Genomic DNA, 14,590 nt, shown 5'->3' with positions numbered 1-14,590 from the left:
CCATCGGCCAGGGGCCTGTTGCTTGAGTGTGGCGGAGGGTGGTCAGCGGCCCGTGGCGCCGAAAGCCGCCGCCAGCAGGCGGGGCATGACGTCGGCGGCAGCGCCGTGCAAATTGCAGTGCGCTTGCCGGTCCAGCGGCGTCACGGTCGGGTTGACCTGAACGACCGTGGCCCCTGCGGCCAGTGCGCGTTGCGGCAATTCAGCGGCAGGGTAGACCAGCGCCGACGTGCCGATGGAGAAGAGCAGATCGCATTGTTCGGCCGCGCGCAGCGCGTCGCGCCATGCGTCGGCAGGCAGGCTTTCGCCAAACCAGACGACGCCCGGCCGCACCGGCGCGCCGCAAGGCGTGCAGGCGGGCGGCGCGAGGCGGCGTCCTTCGTGGGGTTCCTCCGGCACGCCGCCGGACAACGCTTGCGGCGTACCGCAAGATGAACAGCGCGGCGCATGCAGGCTGCCGTGCAGGTGCGCTACCTGAGGGCTGCCGGCACGCTCGTGCAGGTCGTCCACGTTCTGCGTGACGACAATCAATTCGGGCACGTGGCGCGCCAACGCCGCAATGGCGCGGTGCGCGGCGTTCGGTTCGGCGCGCAGCGCTTGTGCGCGGCGCCATTCATACCAGCCCCAGACGACATCGGGATGCGCGCGGAACGCTTCGGGCGTGGCCAGTGCTTGCGCGTCAAAGCGCGACCACAAACCGGTCAAGGCATCGCGGAAGGTGGCGATGCCGCTTTCCGCGGAAACCCCGGCGCCGGTGAAGACGACGACGCGCTGCGCGCCGCGTAACGTCTCCACGAGCGTGGGCGGAATATCTTGATAAGTACTCGTCATTTTCAACCTGGAAGATAGTCCGATACGCTGCGCGCTTACGCCCACGCCTGTCAAGCGCGGCTTGGCTCCCATCGCCGTGAACGCGGCAGGGATAAACGTGCGCAAGTATCCCGAATGGTGGATACTGGTTTTCTCATCTGGGATTTTCCCGCCGACACGGAGACACGCAATGCCCGACGCTTCACCCGGTCTGGACCGGCTTCGCCGTTTTATCGCCACCGCGACGCGCCTGGCCACCCCGGACGGGCTGGCGCAGACGCCGGCGCTGGAAGCGGCCTTCGCCGACCTGGTGCGCCACGACGATTGGTTGCCCGAGGCCTGTACCACGCCGCATCCGCAGTACTACCAGCAGTTCCTGCTGCATTGCGATCCGCTGGAGCGGTTTTCGCTGGTCAGTTTCGTCTGGGGACCAGGGCAGTTCACGCCGGTGCATGACCATGAGGTCTGGGGCTATGTGGGCATGCTGCGGGGCGCTGAAATCAATCAGCGCTATGCGCGCCATGCGGACGGCCAACTGACGCCCGCGGGCGAGGCCACCACCTTGCAGCCTGGTGACGTCGAACGCCTGTCGCCTGAAGAGGGCGACATCCATCGCGTGTCCAACGCCTTCGCGGATCGCGTGTCGATCAGTGTGCACCTGTACGGCGGCAACATCGGTGCGGTGTCGCGCCATGTCTATGATCCGCAGACGGGGCAGCCCAAGCCGTTTGTCTCCGGCTATTCGTCGCCCAGCCTGCCGAATCTGTGGGACCGGTCCGCCGCCGTGCGTGCCACCATCCCTGGGCTGAAAGGCTGAGCGCCGCGCCCCGAAAGCGCTGTTCGCGCGCGGCGTCTCATGCTATGTTCCCGTCCTAAATATTAGGAAAAAATAGCATGGACAAGACGCTGCTCAAGGGGTTGATGGTGTTGGAAGCGGTGACCGACGTGGACAATCCGCCGCGCACCATTGATGCGCTGGCCGCGCGGGTTGGCCTCACCCGCAGCAATACGCATCGCACATTGCAAACGCTGATCCACGCCGGCTACGTCATCAAGGACGATGACGGCGGCGGATACCGTGGCGCGGTGCGCCTGTTCGAATTGGCGGCGCGCCAGCTTGCGCAACTTGACGTGCGCAAACTGGCGGCCCCGTTCATGCGCACGCTGGCTGACCAGACGGGCGAAACCGTGCACTTGTCGGTACTGGACGGGTTTGATGTGGTCTACGTCGACAAGATCGACAGCCCGCAGCCGATCCGGGCCTATTCCATGGTGGGCGGCCGCGCACCCGCTTACGCCGTCGCAACCGGCAAGGCTTTGCTGGCCTACCAGCCTGACGGCTATGTCGAACGCTATGCCGAGCAACTGGTGCGCCACACGCCGTCCACCATCGTGTCCATGGCGCTGCTGAAAGACGAGCTGCGCAAGATCGCCCGCGCGGGCTACGCCGTGAACCGCGGCGAATGGCGCGAAGGCGTGGGCGGGCTGGCCGTGACGCTGTTCAACAGCCTGGACCAGCCCGTGGCGGCCGTGGGCATCTCTGGCCCGCTGGACCGCCTGAGCGCCGCTAGGATGAAGCAGCTGGCGCCGGATGTGTCGGCCTGTGCGCAGGCCATCTCGCAGGGGATGGGCTATCGGCGGGGTTTCCTGGATCAGTAAGCGGCGCCGGCCGCGCGAGCGCAATTGCGAGGCGCTGTGCCTGATCCCGCGCCAAGCGCGCGTTCACATCCATCGACGTGGTCCAGAAGTAGGTGCCGCCGGCCAGGCTGCCCAGCACCGAGATCTGCGTCAGCACCGCGTTCCGCGCATCTTTCAGGCAACCCGATTCGTAGTCCAGCGCGAGCCCGCCGAACGGGTCCGCCTGCGCATGGCCGTCCTGCAGCAACGCCGCCACCAAGGGATCGCGGGTGGCCGCGGTATCGACCGAGAAGCTCGTGGCATTTACCAGATGGCGGCTGGCCTGCGTGATGAGGCCATCGGCGCTGCGCAGGCGCGTGTGGAACTGCTGGTCCGCCGGGTCGTAGCGGCTGTCCACATAACCCGCCCGCACCTGCAACTGGCCGCTTTGGAACAGCGCCTGAAGTTTCAGCGCATTGCGCATCGGAAAGGTGGCGCGGCGCGCCATCCACAGGGATCGCCATTGCGATTGGAAAACGCGGCGTTCAGTGGCGGGCATCAAATGCCAGATCTGATCGACCGCGGCGTTGGTGGCGGCGGCCACCGCTTGCCAGGGGCGGGCCGCTTGCGACGAACGGCGGATCTCTTCTTCCAGCGCCGTGTGCGCGTCTGCGTCCACGCCCAACACGTCGTCGGCGTCCAGCGTGCCGCCCATCGCCCGCACCTCGTCTTTCAACGCTTGCGTGATGACCTCGACGGAGAGCGCCCCGCCGTGGCGTGCGGCCAGTTGCAAGGCGCCGTCGCGGCTCAGGTGGCGCAACGCCGCGGGCGGCTGATTGTGGGGGCTGCGCACGGAGGGCAGCCGCCCGTTGCGCGATACACAGAGGATGGGGCCGCGATGGCCGGATTGCTGCAGGGCGGCGATGGCGTCCACGGCGCTGAGGCTGGTGCCCACGACGCACACGGCGTCATCCCGCGCGATCGTGTCTGCCAATTCGGCGACGGGGTAGGGGCTGTTGAAATAGCCTGGCGCGCCTTCCAGATGCGGAAAGGCCTGCGAAGGCAGGTTGCCGTTGCACAGTACCGCATGGAGGGCACGCCATGGCGGCCCCTCGTCCGGATTCACGTAGACGCCGCCGTCGGGGAGCGGCGACACGCGTTGGACCCGGCTTTGCACGTGCAGCAGCGTCACGCCCAACGATGGCGCCAACTGGCGGCAACGCGCATGGACGGCGCGCATATAAGCGCCGAATAGCGGCCGCGGAAGGAAGTCCGACGGAGCAACGGTCTCGATGCCCGCTCCGCGCAGCCAGGCGGGATCCTGCTCGCGCAGCCAGTCGACGAAGTCCATCCGCTGATCGGCCCGCGCCGACATGTTGCCGGCGGGGATGTTGAGCAAATTGCTGGGCAGGTCTGACTGGTAGGCGCCGCCCGGGCCCGGCTCCGCGTGCGGTTCGAAAAGCGCAACGCGCAAGGGGAGGGAGGCGGGGCCGCGCCCCGCCGCTTCCAGTGCCAGCAGGAATTGGTAGAGCAGGCTGACGGCGACCGAGCCGCCGCCCACGATGGCCAGGTCCGCGGCCATCGATGGGGAGGATGCGTGGGCAGGCGTCATTTGGCGTTCGACATGCGCACCACGTCCGCCCAGCGGGCGACTTCCTGCTTGAGCACGCGGCTGGTGTCGGCGGGCGATGTGGCCACGGCATCGGCGCCCAGCTTCAACGCGGCCTGCTGCACCGAGGCCATGGCGGCGGCCTTCTGCATGCCAGCCGACAGCTTGTCGACGACGGCAGGCGGCGTGCCGGCGGGCGCCAGCAACGCGTAGGCGGTGGCGACGGAATAGTCCTTCACGCCTTGCTCCATCAGTGTGGGCAGGTCGGGTAGCGCGGTGGCGCGCGTGGCGGTGGTTACCCCCAGCAGCCGGATCTTGCCGCTGGCGACCTGCGGCAGGAGCGCGGGCAGGGTTTCGATCACCATGTCGATCTGGCCGCCCAGCAAGTCGGTGATGGCCGGGCCGCTGCCGCGGTAGGGCACATGCATCAGGCGGGTGCCCGTCACCACCTGGAAGAGTTCGCCCGCCATGTGTTGCGACGTGCCCGGGCCCGCCGATCCGAACGTGATGGTGCCGGGTTTGCTCTTGGCCAGCGCGATCAGTTCCTGCACGTTCGTGGCAGGCACCTTGCTGTTCACGGCGACCGCCATCGGCATGCTGGTCGCCATGGAGACGCCGACAAACGCGGTGGCGAAGTCATAGCCAGGCTTGTCCGGCATGGCGGCGTGGATCGCGTGGCTGCCTACGGCCCCCATCAGCAGCGTGTAGCCGTCGGGCGCCGATTTGGCGACGTACTCGGCACCGATCTCGCCGCCCGCACCCGCCTTGTTTTCGACCACCACGCCTTGCCCCAGGAAATCTCCCAGGTGTTGCGCGTAGATGCGCGCGGCGGCATCCGTGGCGCCGCCTGGGGGAAACGGCACGACCATGCGCACGGGTTTCGAGGGCCAGGCCTGGGCTTGGGCTGGGCCGGCGGCCAGCGCCAGAACGGCGCCGGCGAGCGCAATGCGCCACGTTTGCTTCATGGGGAGTCTCCTTGGTGTGGTCGGACCGTCCTGCGCGGGCCCCTGCGGCTGCGGGGGCTTGCGGCGCTGCGATCCTGTTCTATAAGTCCTAAAATATAGGACTCGTATTCCAATAAATGGTTTACGTAGAATTCCACACGGTGATATGCTGGTCAACAATTAAGCGCGTCACCTAGGGATTGCACTAGGAAACACGGGTGAATGGCATAAATCCGTCCGGCATGATGCCATCCTGCAAACCGCGCTCTTATAATATTTTTTGAATCCTAAATATTGAATTTTTATAACGAGAGGTCAGACATGACACCCAGTTCGGCGCTTGCCGGCATCACGGTGCTGGAGATTTGCAATGTCGCGGCGGGGCCGTTTTGCGGCATGTTGTTGGCGGATATGGGCGCCGACGTGATCAAGGTGGAAAACCCCGAGGGCGGCGACACCTTGCGCAGCTGGCCGCCCATCTCCGACGGCTACAGCGAGAACTTCGCGTCCCTGAACCGCAACAAGAAGTCGGTGACGCTGAACCTGAAAGATCCGGGCGACCTGGCCCTGGCGCGCGAACTGGCGCTGACCGCCGACGTGCTGATCGAAAACAACCGGCCGGGCGTGATGGACCGGTTGGGGCTGGGCTATGCGCAATTGCGCGAAGCCAATCCCAAGCTGGTCTATTGCTCGATCTCGGCCTACGGCCAATCGGGCCCGCGATCGCAGGAAGGGGGGTTTGACCTGACCATCCAGGCGATGAGCGGCATCATGAGCGTGACGGGCGAGGCCGGCGGCGAACCCGTGAAATGCGGCGTGCCGGTGGCGGACTTTTCAGCGGGGCTGTACGGCGCCTTCGCCATCGCGTCGGCGCTGCGCGCAGCCCAGGCCAGCGGGCAGGGCACGCACATCGACGTGCCGATGCTGGGCGCAACGCTGGGCATCGCCGCCTTGCAGACGTCGGAGTTCTTCGGCAGCGGCAAGGACCCGGTCAAGCTCGGGTCGGCGCACCCGCGCAACGCGCCGTACCAGGCGTTCCGATGCAAGGGGGGCTACTTCGGCATGGCCGCGGGCAACCAGGCGCTGTGGAAGGGCGTTTGCACGACCGTGGGCCGCGAGGACCTGCTGGCCGACCCCCGCTTTACCGACACCAGCGCCCGCGCCCGTAACCAGACGGCGCTGCGCGAAATCCTTGAAGCCATCTTCGCCAATGACGATGCGCAGACCTGGCTGGCGCGCTTCCGTGCGGCCGGCGTGCCGTGCGCGCCGATCAACACATATTCCGAAGTGCTGGCCGACCCGCAGGTGGAGCACATGGGGTGGGTGCAGCCGGTGGAACTGCCCAACGGCGTGCAGACCCGCACCTTTGGCCTGCCGGTGCGGTTCGACGGCCAGACCACGGCGCTGCGCTTGCGTCCGCCCGCGCTGGGCGAACACAACGACGAGGTGCTGGGCGCCTTGCGCGGCGCCAAGAAAGGGGCGACGGCATGAGCGGCGTTCTGCATATCGACAAGCAGGGCGCGCGGCATGTGCTGACGCTCACGCGCGCCGAGAAGATGAATGCGCTGTCGGCCGAATTGGTGGAGGCGCTGATCACGGCGCTGGACGCGGCCGAGGCCCAGGGTGCCAGGCTGATCGTGCTGAAGGGCGAGGGCAAGAACTTCAGCGCGGGTTTCGACTTCGGCGACTGGCAGGCGCAAAGCGAGGGCGACCTGCTGCTGCGCTTCGTGCGCATCGAAACCTTGCTGCAGCGCCTGGCGGCATCGCCTTGCCTGACGGTGGCCTTGGCGCATGGTCGCAATTTCGGCGCGGGCGTTGACCTGTTCGGTGCGTGCAAGTGGCGCATCAGCGCGCCGGATGCCACGTTCCGCATGCCGGGGCTGAAGTTCGGCCTGGTGCTGGGTACGCGCCGCTTTGCCGCGCTGGTGGGCGCCGAACGGGCCCGCACGGTCTTGGAGCAAGCCGCGACGTTCAATGCGGAAGAGGCGTTGCGTGACGGCTTCGCCAGCCGGCTTGCCGAGCAGCAGGAATGGCCTGAAATCGAGCAACAGGCGGCGGAAACGGCAGCCGCGTTGACGGACGCCAGCCGGGTTCAGCTGTATGCGGCCCTGTCGCTTGAGACGCCGGACGCCGACCTGGCGCGCCTGGTGCGTTCGGCGGCGGCGCCGGGGTTGAAGGACCGCGTGGCCGCCTATCTGCAGGCGCGCTAGGGCACCAAGAATCAGCAGGGGAGGACAAGACAATGGCTTCGGGTTTCAATCAAAAGAACAAGCAGTGCTCGGTGGCGGAGCTGGCCGCGCTGGTGCCGGATGGCGCATCCATTGCGCTGGGCGGCAGCTTCCTGCACCGCGGGCCGTTCGCGTTCGTGCGCGAACTGATCCGCCAGGGCAAGCGCGATCTTGAACTGATCAAGCAATCGCCCGGCTACGACGTGGACATCCTGTGCCGCGCCGGCGTGCTGCGCCGCGTGCGCGCGGGCATCGTGGCGATGGAAGGCAACTTCGGACTGGCGCCGTGGTATCGGCGCGCCGTGGAGCGCCGCGAGGTCGAATTGGAAGAGCATGCCTGCGCCAGCCTGACGGCGGGGCTGCGGGCGGCGGCGTTCGGCGTGCCGTTCCAGCCTTGCGGCGGCCTGCATGGCAGCGGCTTGCCGGCGCTCAATGGCTGGGCCTGCCTGGACGACCCTTATGGCAGCGGCGAGAAGACGTATGTCGTGCCCGCCATTCGTCCGGACTTTGCCGTGATCCAGGCTTCTGAAGTGGACGCGCTGGGCAATGTGCGCGTGCACGGCACGGCGCATTGGGACCGCATCATGTCGCGCGCCGCAGGCAGCGTGCTGGTGGTGGCCGAGAAGGTCGTCGACAGCGCGGTGTTCGAAGCGCAGCCGGAATCCACGCTGGTGCCGTACTTCATGGTGCAGGCCTACGCCGTGGCGCCGGGCAGCGCGTGGCCGGGATCGTGCTGGCCGGATTACGCGATCGACTATCCCGCGGTAGAGGCATACATGGACAAGAACAGCGATCTGCAAGCGCACCTGGCCGCGGCGCCCGAAGCGCAAGGGGGCAATCATGGCTGAGCAATGGTCGGGCTTTTCGTACATCGTCACCAACCTGGCGCGTTTTATCCGCCCCGACGAAATCACGTTCAGCGGCGTCAATTCCACGATGCCGATGCTGGCGTGCCTGCTGGCGAAACGCGCCTATGACTGGGACTTCGTCTACATCAACGTGGCCGGCGGCGTGAATCCGCGACCGTCGCACATTCCGATATCCAGCTCGGACCCGGTGCTGGCCGAGCACACGGCGTCGATTTTCTCGAACGAGGATTTCTACGATCTGTGCACGCGGGGCCGCATGGACCTGACCTTCCTGGGGGCGGCGCAGATCGACGGCGCGGGTTGCGCCAACAATTCCTGCATCGGTGACTGGCACGAGCCCAAGGTGCGCCTGCCGGGCGGCGGGGGCGGGGCGGTGATGCTGCCCACGGCGCGGCGCGCGTGCACGTGGCGCACGGAACACTCGCGCCGCACGTTCGTGCAGAAGCTGGATTTCATGACGTCCTGGGGCGGCTTCCATGGTGTGGTGACGCCGATCGCCGTGTTCGTGAAGCGCGATGGCAAGCTGGCCTTGCAGTCGTGGCATCCGGAGTCCAGCCTGTCTGAAGTGCGCGAACGCACGGGGTTCGAGTTCGACGCCACCGGCGCCGTGCCGTCCGAACCGCCCACGGCGGCCGAAGCCCGTGCGCTGCGCGATCTGGATGCGGACGGTCAATTCGAACGCGACGCTGCCGTCGCGCTGCGCTAGGAGACCGCCATGACGATTGCCGAGGCCACGCTCGCGGCGGCGTGCGAACGCGCGTGGCGCCAGCCTGAATGGTCGGCGCGGCCCGCCATCGTGACGGCAGACGAAACGCTGACCTATGCGGCGTTGTATCGCCGGGTGGGGCAGGTGGCCGGCGGCCTGCGTGCCGCCGGTGTGCCACGCGGCGCCTTCGTGGCGGTGGCGATGGAGCGTTCGTTGGCGCAAGTGCTGGCCATCCTGGGCGTGATGGCGGCGGGGGCCTGCCCTTGCCCGCTGGAGCCGCGCCTGTCGGTCGAGGAGACGGCGCGGCGCGTGTCGGCGGTGGGTCTGGCCTGGATGCTGCACGATGTGGCCAACGCCGCGACGGCGGAGGCTTGCGGCCTGCCGCCAGCGCGCCTGCTGGCAGCCAGCGACATCGAGCAGGGGCCGGTGGATTGGTCGGGCAGCGACGTTGCGGCAGCCGACCCTGGCTTGCTGCTTTTTACCTCCGGCAGCACGGGCAACCCCAAAGGTGTGCTGCTCAGCCACCGGGGCCTGGCGAACAATGCGCGCGGCGTGTTGGCGCACACCGGCTTGACGCCGGACGACCGCCTGCTGCACGTGATGCCGCTGCATCACACCAACGCCCTGAACAACCAGATTTTCACGCCGCTGCTGGCGGGCGCCAGCGTGGCGCTGGCCGGCCGCTTCCGGGCGGACGACATGCCAGGCCTGCTGCGCGCGTTCCTGCCCACCATCATCACCGGCGTGCCCACCATGTACGCCCGCATGCTGGAATTAACGTTCGACCCGCAAAGCCTGGCGGGCTTGCGCTTCGCACGCTGCGGGTCGGCGCCGATCACCGAGGCATTGCACCGGCGTATTGAGGCCTTTCTGGGCTGCCCGCTGGTGGTGTCCTATGGCTTGTCGGAGGCGACCTGCACGTCCACGATGAATCCGCCCGGGGCGCGGCGCGTGGGCTCGGTCGGCACGGTGCTGGCGGGCCAGGGCGTGACCTTGCGGCTGCCGGACGGCTCGCAGGCCGCACCGGGCGGCGAAGGCGAGATCTGCATCGAAGGAGACAGCCTGATGCTGGGTTATCTGGGCGTGGACGACGCGGACGGCGGGGCGCCCTTGCTGTTGCGTACCGGGGACCTGGGCCGGTTCGATGAGCAGGCGTATCTAAGCATCACCGGCCGCATCAAGGACGTCATCATCCGGGGCGGCGAGAACATTTCGCCGGCGTTGATCGAAGGTGTGGTCACCGGTTTGGCCGGCGTGGCGGCGTGCTGCGTGGTCGGCGCGCCCGATGAGGACCTGGGGGAAGTCCCGGTGATTTTCGTGCAGCGTGACGGCGATGGCATGGTGGATGACGCGTTGCAGGCGTCGGCGATCCAGGCCGAGGTATTGGCCCGCCTGGGCCGCATCTATGTGCCGCGCGATATCGTGTGGATCGATCGGCTGCCGGAAAATGCGGTAGGCAAGGTGGATCGCAAGGCCTTGGCGCGGCAGGTGGCCGCGCAGGCTGCCAGCGCATGAAGGTCGCGCGGGCAGGTCGCCAGGCCGGGTAGGGGAAGTCAGGTCGGCAATCGTCCCGCCCTCGCCCGCAAGATCCGATCAGGACTTGCCGCGCAGCCGGGCCAGCTCGGCCGAAAGTTCCGCCACCAGTGCCTGCGCGCGGGCCAGCGGGTCATGCCCTTCGGGCACGATGCCGGCGGGGGCGGCATGGCCGGGTTCGGTTGGAGCGTCCTGCAGCCGGGGCTGCACGCTTTCGTGGCCCACACTGACATCCACGTCGAACACCAGTTGCTCGGCGCGGTGCCAGGTCGTGAACCATTCCAGCGGCCGCCCGTGCTGGTCCATGCCCTGGCCTTGCAGCATCAGCAGCGGTGTGCCTGCCCGGGTATCCAGCAAGCCGGCCAACCGGTCGTCCGCGGCAACCGCACGGATCTGGTTGCGGCCGGCGCCCGGGCGCAGGCCGAAGCGTCGCGTCAGTACGCCGTGCAAGGATGCATCGGTCAGATCATCGGCACGCAGACCGGGCACCGCGTCGGCGGGCAGCCAGGTGCGCACGTAGGCGAGCGGGGCGTCTGCCACGTGGCGCAGGCGCTCCAGCATCAGCAACTGGGTCGTGCCGAAAAAGGCGGCGACGTCATCGGGCGGCTCGGCGCGCGCAAACGCCAGTACGCGGGTCTGCAAGGCCACGCCCGATTGGGCAAACTGTTCGTACAGCCCGGTTGAGCGCTGCACCAGCCGCCGGTGTTCCTGAGGCGCCGCCACGGTCGCGGGGCGTCCGGTCTCGCGCTGGATCAGCCCCTCGGTGGCCAGGGCGGCCAGCGCCTGGCGCACCACGCTGCGCGCGACGCCAAAGCGATCGCACAGCGCGGCCTCGCTGGGCAGCACGGCGCCAGCCGCGAGCTTGTTCGTCCGGATATAGCCCCGCAGCAGGGTCGCCACCTGGGCGTGCAGCGGGATGTCTCCTGTGCGATCAAGAACGGGCAATGCGTCGTGCGTGGCGGGCGCCATGGGAATCAACCTCCGGTTTGTGCCCGCGCAGTTTCCCACACATGCGTCCAGCCCGGGGCCAGATGCGCGGCACGCTCGGCGGCCAGGATCAAACTGTCTTCGCGGGCGATGCCCTTGCCGGCGATGTCGAACGCGGTGCCGTGGTCGACGGACACGCGCACGACTGGCAGGCCTACCGTGATGTTCACGCCGTCGTCGCCATAGACCGCCTTGAAGGGCGCGTGGCCCTGATCGTGGTAACAGGCGATCACGAACTGCCACTTGCCGCGCACCGCTTGCGGGAACAGGGCGTCTGCCGGGATCGGGCCGGCGGCCAGGATGCCGGCCGCGTTGGCTTCGGCCACGGCGGGCGCCAGGATATCGGCGTCTTCGCTGCCGAAGATGCCGTTTTCACCGGCGTGCGGGTTCAGGCCCGATACGGCCACCGGCTGGTCGCCACGGCCCAGTGCCTTGGCGAACGATCCGGCCAGGCGCAAGACGGCGCGCATGCGGGCCGGGGTCAGGTCGTCGATGGCCTGGCGCAGCGACACGTGGGTGGTGGCGTGGAAGATGTAGAGGTCGCCGGCCGAGAGCACCAGCGAGAACGTCTTGACGCCGAATTCGTGGGCCAGCAGTTCGGTGTGGCCGGGCCACTTGTGGCCGGCGGCGTGCATGGCGGCCTTGTTCAAGGGCGCGGTGACGATGCCGTCGACTTCGCCGGCGCGCGCCAGGGCGCAGGCCGTGGTGACGAAACGCACCGATCCGTCGCCGGCATCGGCGCTGATTTCACCCAGCTTGACGTGGGCCAGCGACGGGCCGGCTTGCAGCACTTCGATCGTGCCCGGTGTGTTGGTGCAGTCCGCTGCGCGGTCCAGCTTGCGCACGATGGCGGCGTCGCCGCCCAGGCCCTGCACGGCCTTGATCATGACGTCCACGTCGCCGACCACCAGCAGGCGGGCCTTCTGGCGCAGTTCGTCGTGGCCCATCAGCATCTTGGCCGTGATTTCCGGCCCGATGCCCGCCACGTCGCCCAGGGTGACAGCCAGCAAAGGCAGCTTGTTGGGTTGGGGTTGTGTCATCGCTTGAATCTCCTGTCGCGGATCGCGCGTACTGCGCGAACCAATACGTCTTCGGTGCCAAAGCCGCCGGCCTTGGTCACCACGGGCAGGCCCGCGGCCATGCCCCCGGTCAGCGTGCCCAGGGGCACGCCGCCCATCACTTCATCCACCAGCGCAATGCCGCGGGCGGCAAGCGCCACCAGCACGCTGCGCGCGCCGTCGCCGCCGGTGGCGATCACGCCCGCCGCGCGCGACGTCGTGATCAACTGCGCCGCCAGGCTGCCCAGGCGCTCGGCAACCGTTTCGGAATCCAGCCCCGCGAGTTGCCCTTCGGGCGCCAGCAACAGCACGGTCCCGGCCTCGGCCGGCGCCTGCGCATGGTGTTGCAGCAGCGGCTGGCTCCAGGCCTGCCATGCCGCGTCGTCGGCCAGTTGGGCCAGCGACGGTGTCCAGGTGTCTGCGCCCGAGGCTTGCAGAGCGGCGGCTTGCGCGCGCGCCGCGCTGTGCTGCGAGGTCACGACGACGACGACGGGCGCCGTCTGGTCGGCGCCAGCCCAGACGCGGGCCAGCGGCACGGCCAGGCCGCCCGCGCCCACGGGCAGCGCGTGTTCACCGAGCAGGCCGATGGCGCGCGCCAGGCGTTCCAGGTCGGCATCGGTGGCGGCGTCGACCACGACCGTGTTGCCGGCCTGCCGGATGCGCGCGGCCAGCGTGTCGGGCGTATCGCCCGCTTGCGCCGCGACGTGGGCGCAGCCCAGCAGGGTGGGGATGTGGCTTTCGGTCACCGGCGTGACCGGGTCGGTCGCGGCCGAGGTCTCGGTGACCGGCTTGCCATTCACATACAGAATGCCCTGTTCGACGGTGCGGCCCGTGGCAGGAAAGGCGGGGCAGATCACCGCCACCGTGTCCGGGCCCCAGGCGTCGCGCGCCGCGTCGATCTCGGCCTTGAAGGCCCCGCGCAAGGTGGAGTCCACCTTCTTGTACAGGCGCGATACGCCGGCGGCGCGCAGTTGTTCGACGTTCTGCCGGATGACCCCGGCGGCGTCGGCGGCGGCCAGGGCGCGGCTGTTGGTCGTGACCGCCAGCACTTCGACACCCTCGGTCGCCGGGCCCGACAGCGCTTCGTCGGCGCCGCCGATGGACAGATGCGTGCTCCAGCCGGCGCGGACGAACTGCACCGCGGTGTCGCCGGAACCGGTCAGGTCATCGGCAACGATGGCGATGGTGGGCGTCAAAGCGCTTCTCCACGGGCCTCGCGCAGGCCGGCAGGCGGCGGGGCGTCCGTCACGTCAGCGTCTTCGGATTTGAGCTCACCGGCGCGCTTCAGGAACCACGATGCCAGGATCGGCGCCAGGATCGAGCTGATCAGCACGCAGGCGGCGACTTGCGCGGTCGCGGCCGATACGTATTGCTGGAAGTTGGGATCCGCCGCGGCCACGACGGCGGGGGTGGCGATGGCGTTGCCAGCGGTGGTGCCCGCCGCAAAGCCCAGGCCGCTCTTGCCGCCTCGACGCAGGATCAGGCGATAGCCCAGATAGACCAGACCGCCGGTGATGGGGCTGATGATCAGGCCCAGGATCAGACCGCTGATGCCGCCGCTGACGACCGCGCCCAGGTTGATGCCGGTGCCCAGGGCAAACGCGAAGAACGGAATGACGATGTTGGGCACGGGCTTGAGCGTGTCGCGCCACTTGGGGTCCAGGTTGCCCACGAACACGCCCAGCAGGAACGGCACCAGCGCGGCGACGAGCGCAATCATCGGAATGTCGGCCAGGCCCGAGGCGCCCAGGAACAGCAGGCTGAAGAAGGGGCCGTCGTTGACCGCGCTGGCCACATAGGCGCCGCGGTCGCGGGCATCGCCGTATTGGCCGGTATAGGCCAGCCACAGGCCGCCGTTGCTGTTGTCGAACGCGGCCAGCATGGCCAGGATCGAGATGCCGTAGATGCCGTCCAGGCCCACGTAGCTGCCCAGGATGATGATCAGGGTGGCGGGCACCAGGGTCTTCATCAGCAGGATGGTGCCGGCGGTGGCCAGGATGGGGCCGCCGGTACGGGTGTTGACTTGGGTGCCGGTTGCGAAGATCAGCAACGCGATCAGCGGCATGGCGCTGTTCTTGAACAGCGCGGTGGTGAAGCCGCCGATGGCAAGCGCATCAGGGGCGAAGGTGCCGATCAGGGAACCCAGGATCAGCGGCACCAGCATCAATCCACCGGGGATTTTCTGCATGGTGCCTAAAAAAGGCGAACGGGAAGAGGCGGCGGTCGACACTT

At 68.2% G+C, this 14,590-nt stretch carries 14 protein-coding genes; 7 read left to right on the top strand and 7 right to left on the bottom strand.

Annotated features, from left to right (window positions below; genetic code table 11):
- Window positions 1-42 precede the first annotated feature (42 nt).
- Complete coding sequence (locus AC27VE_RS16015) at window positions 43-828, bottom strand: SIR2 family NAD-dependent protein deacylase (protein ID WP_488704411.1); 786 nt, start codon at window positions 826-828, stop codon at window positions 43-45.
- 169 nt (window positions 829-997) lie between these two features.
- On the opposite strand from AC27VE_RS16015, the gene AC27VE_RS16010 reads away from it, so the two are divergent.
- Window positions 998-1,624 (top strand): cysteine dioxygenase family protein, encoded by a 627-nt coding sequence (locus tag AC27VE_RS16010; protein ID WP_488704410.1) that lies wholly within the window; start codon window positions 998-1,000, stop codon window positions 1,622-1,624.
- A 77-nt stretch (window positions 1,625-1,701) separates the two neighbouring features.
- Window positions 1,702-2,466: an IclR family transcriptional regulator gene (locus AC27VE_RS16005; RefSeq protein ID WP_006225528.1), complete on the top strand. Its 765-nt coding sequence runs from the start codon at window positions 1,702-1,704 to the stop codon at window positions 2,464-2,466.
- Here the strand turns inward: AC27VE_RS16005 and AC27VE_RS16000 are convergent.
- Both AC27VE_RS16000 and AC27VE_RS15995 read right to left on the bottom strand, forming a co-directional pair.
- Complete coding sequence (locus tag AC27VE_RS16000; protein ID WP_488704409.1) at window positions 2,375-4,036, bottom strand: FAD/NAD(P)-binding protein; 1,662 nt, start codon at window positions 4,034-4,036, stop codon at window positions 2,375-2,377. The two genes, AC27VE_RS16005 and AC27VE_RS16000, sit on opposite strands and share 92 nt — an antisense overlap.
- Window positions 4,033-4,998: a Bug family tripartite tricarboxylate transporter substrate binding protein gene (locus AC27VE_RS15995; RefSeq protein ID WP_006225530.1), complete on the bottom strand. Its 966-nt coding sequence runs from the start codon at window positions 4,996-4,998 to the stop codon at window positions 4,033-4,035. The genes AC27VE_RS16000 and AC27VE_RS15995 overlap by 4 nt, the downstream gene beginning before the upstream one ends.
- A gap of 300 nt (window positions 4,999-5,298) precedes the next feature.
- On the opposite strand from AC27VE_RS15995, the gene AC27VE_RS15990 reads away from it, so the two are divergent.
- Genes AC27VE_RS15990 through AC27VE_RS15970 form a run of 5 tightly spaced genes read left to right on the top strand, consistent with a single transcriptional unit; the run spans window position 5,299 to window position 10,295 of the window.
- Window positions 5,299-6,468: a CaiB/BaiF CoA transferase family protein gene (locus AC27VE_RS15990; protein WP_315136131.1), complete on the top strand. Its 1,170-nt coding sequence runs from the start codon at window positions 5,299-5,301 to the stop codon at window positions 6,466-6,468.
- Window positions 6,465-7,187 carry an enoyl-CoA hydratase/isomerase family protein gene (locus AC27VE_RS15985; protein WP_488704408.1) on the top strand — a complete coding sequence of 241 codons (723 nt, stop codon included), beginning with the start codon at window positions 6,465-6,467 and terminating at the stop codon, window positions 7,185-7,187. The genes AC27VE_RS15990 and AC27VE_RS15985 overlap by 4 nt, the downstream gene beginning before the upstream one ends.
- Window positions 7,188-7,219: 32 nt before the next feature.
- A complete protein-coding gene (locus AC27VE_RS15980; protein WP_088589083.1) occupies window positions 7,220-8,053 on the top strand; it encodes a CoA transferase subunit A in 834 nt (277 codons plus the stop codon).
- The gene (locus AC27VE_RS15975) at window positions 8,046-8,780 is read left to right on the top strand and encodes a CoA-transferase subunit beta (RefSeq protein WP_488704407.1); all 735 of its coding nucleotides are present in this window, start codon (window positions 8,046-8,048) and stop codon (window positions 8,778-8,780) included. Before AC27VE_RS15980 ends, AC27VE_RS15975 begins: the two co-directional genes overlap by 8 nt.
- A 9-nt stretch (window positions 8,781-8,789) precedes the next feature.
- The gene (locus tag AC27VE_RS15970; protein WP_488704406.1) at window positions 8,790-10,295 is read left to right on the top strand and encodes a class I adenylate-forming enzyme family protein; all 1,506 of its coding nucleotides are present in this window, start codon (window positions 8,790-8,792) and stop codon (window positions 10,293-10,295) included.
- Between the two features lie 78 nt (window positions 10,296-10,373).
- Here AC27VE_RS15970 and AC27VE_RS15965 read toward each other — a convergent pair whose 3' ends face one another.
- From AC27VE_RS15965 to AC27VE_RS15950, 4 genes are read right to left on the bottom strand one after another with little or no spacing between them, the layout of a single operon-like run.
- Entirely contained in the window at window positions 10,374-11,282 is a 909-nt protein-coding gene (locus AC27VE_RS15965; protein WP_488704405.1) for a GntR family transcriptional regulator, read from the bottom strand.
- Window positions 11,283-11,287: 5 nt separating this feature from the next.
- Window positions 11,288-12,340, bottom strand: a complete 1,053-nt coding sequence (gene pdxA, locus AC27VE_RS15960; RefSeq protein ID WP_488704404.1) for a 4-hydroxythreonine-4-phosphate dehydrogenase PdxA — start codon at window positions 12,338-12,340, stop codon at window positions 11,288-11,290.
- Window positions 12,337-13,554, bottom strand: a complete 1,218-nt coding sequence (dtnK, locus tag AC27VE_RS15955) for a D-threonate kinase (protein WP_488704403.1) — start codon at window positions 13,552-13,554, stop codon at window positions 12,337-12,339. Before dtnK ends, pdxA begins: the two co-directional genes overlap by 4 nt.
- On the bottom strand, window positions 13,551-14,546 hold the full coding sequence (locus AC27VE_RS15950; protein WP_315136115.1) for a 2-keto-3-deoxygluconate permease: 996 nt from the start codon (window positions 14,544-14,546) through the stop codon (window positions 13,551-13,553). Before AC27VE_RS15950 ends, dtnK begins: the two co-directional genes overlap by 4 nt.
- Between the last annotated feature and the right edge of the window lie 44 nt (window positions 14,547-14,590).

Source organism: Achromobacter sp. 18P8.1.1 (assembly GCF_057799415.1).
This window is presented reverse-complemented; position numbering and strand designations above follow the sequence as displayed.

Excerpts from the sequence above, each read along its gene's own strand:
- AC27VE_RS16015 (WP_488704411.1), bottom strand. The coding sequence starts at position 828 with ATGACGAGTACTTATCAAGATATTCCGCCCACGCTCGTGGAGACGTTA.
- AC27VE_RS15980 (WP_088589083.1), top strand. The coding sequence starts at position 7,220 with ATGGCTTCGGGTTTCAATCAAAAGAACAAGCAGTGCTCGGTGGCGGAG.
- AC27VE_RS15985 (WP_488704408.1), top strand. The coding sequence starts at position 6,465 with ATGAGCGGCGTTCTGCATATCGACAAGCAGGGCGCGCGGCATGTGCTG.
- AC27VE_RS15975 (WP_488704407.1), top strand. The coding sequence starts at position 8,046 with ATGGCTGAGCAATGGTCGGGCTTTTCGTACATCGTCACCAACCTGGCG.
- AC27VE_RS16000 (WP_488704409.1), bottom strand. The coding sequence starts at position 4,036 with ATGACGCCTGCCCACGCATCCTCCCCATCGATGGCCGCGGACCTGGCC.
- AC27VE_RS15965 (WP_488704405.1), bottom strand. The coding sequence starts at position 11,282 with ATGGCGCCCGCCACGCACGACGCATTGCCCGTTCTTGATCGCACAGGA.
- AC27VE_RS16005 (WP_006225528.1), top strand. The coding sequence starts at position 1,702 with ATGGACAAGACGCTGCTCAAGGGGTTGATGGTGTTGGAAGCGGTGACC.
- AC27VE_RS15950 (WP_315136115.1), bottom strand. The coding sequence starts at position 14,546 with ATGCAGAAAATCCCCGGTGGATTGATGCTGGTGCCGCTGATCCTGGGT.
- AC27VE_RS15970 (WP_488704406.1), top strand. The coding sequence starts at position 8,790 with ATGACGATTGCCGAGGCCACGCTCGCGGCGGCGTGCGAACGCGCGTGG.
- AC27VE_RS15990 (WP_315136131.1), top strand. The coding sequence starts at position 5,299 with ATGACACCCAGTTCGGCGCTTGCCGGCATCACGGTGCTGGAGATTTGC.
- AC27VE_RS16010 (WP_488704410.1), top strand. The coding sequence starts at position 998 with ATGCCCGACGCTTCACCCGGTCTGGACCGGCTTCGCCGTTTTATCGCC.
- AC27VE_RS15995 (WP_006225530.1), bottom strand. The coding sequence starts at position 4,998 with ATGAAGCAAACGTGGCGCATTGCGCTCGCCGGCGCCGTTCTGGCGCTG.
- pdxA (WP_488704404.1), bottom strand. The coding sequence starts at position 12,340 with ATGACACAACCCCAACCCAACAAGCTGCCTTTGCTGGCTGTCACCCTG.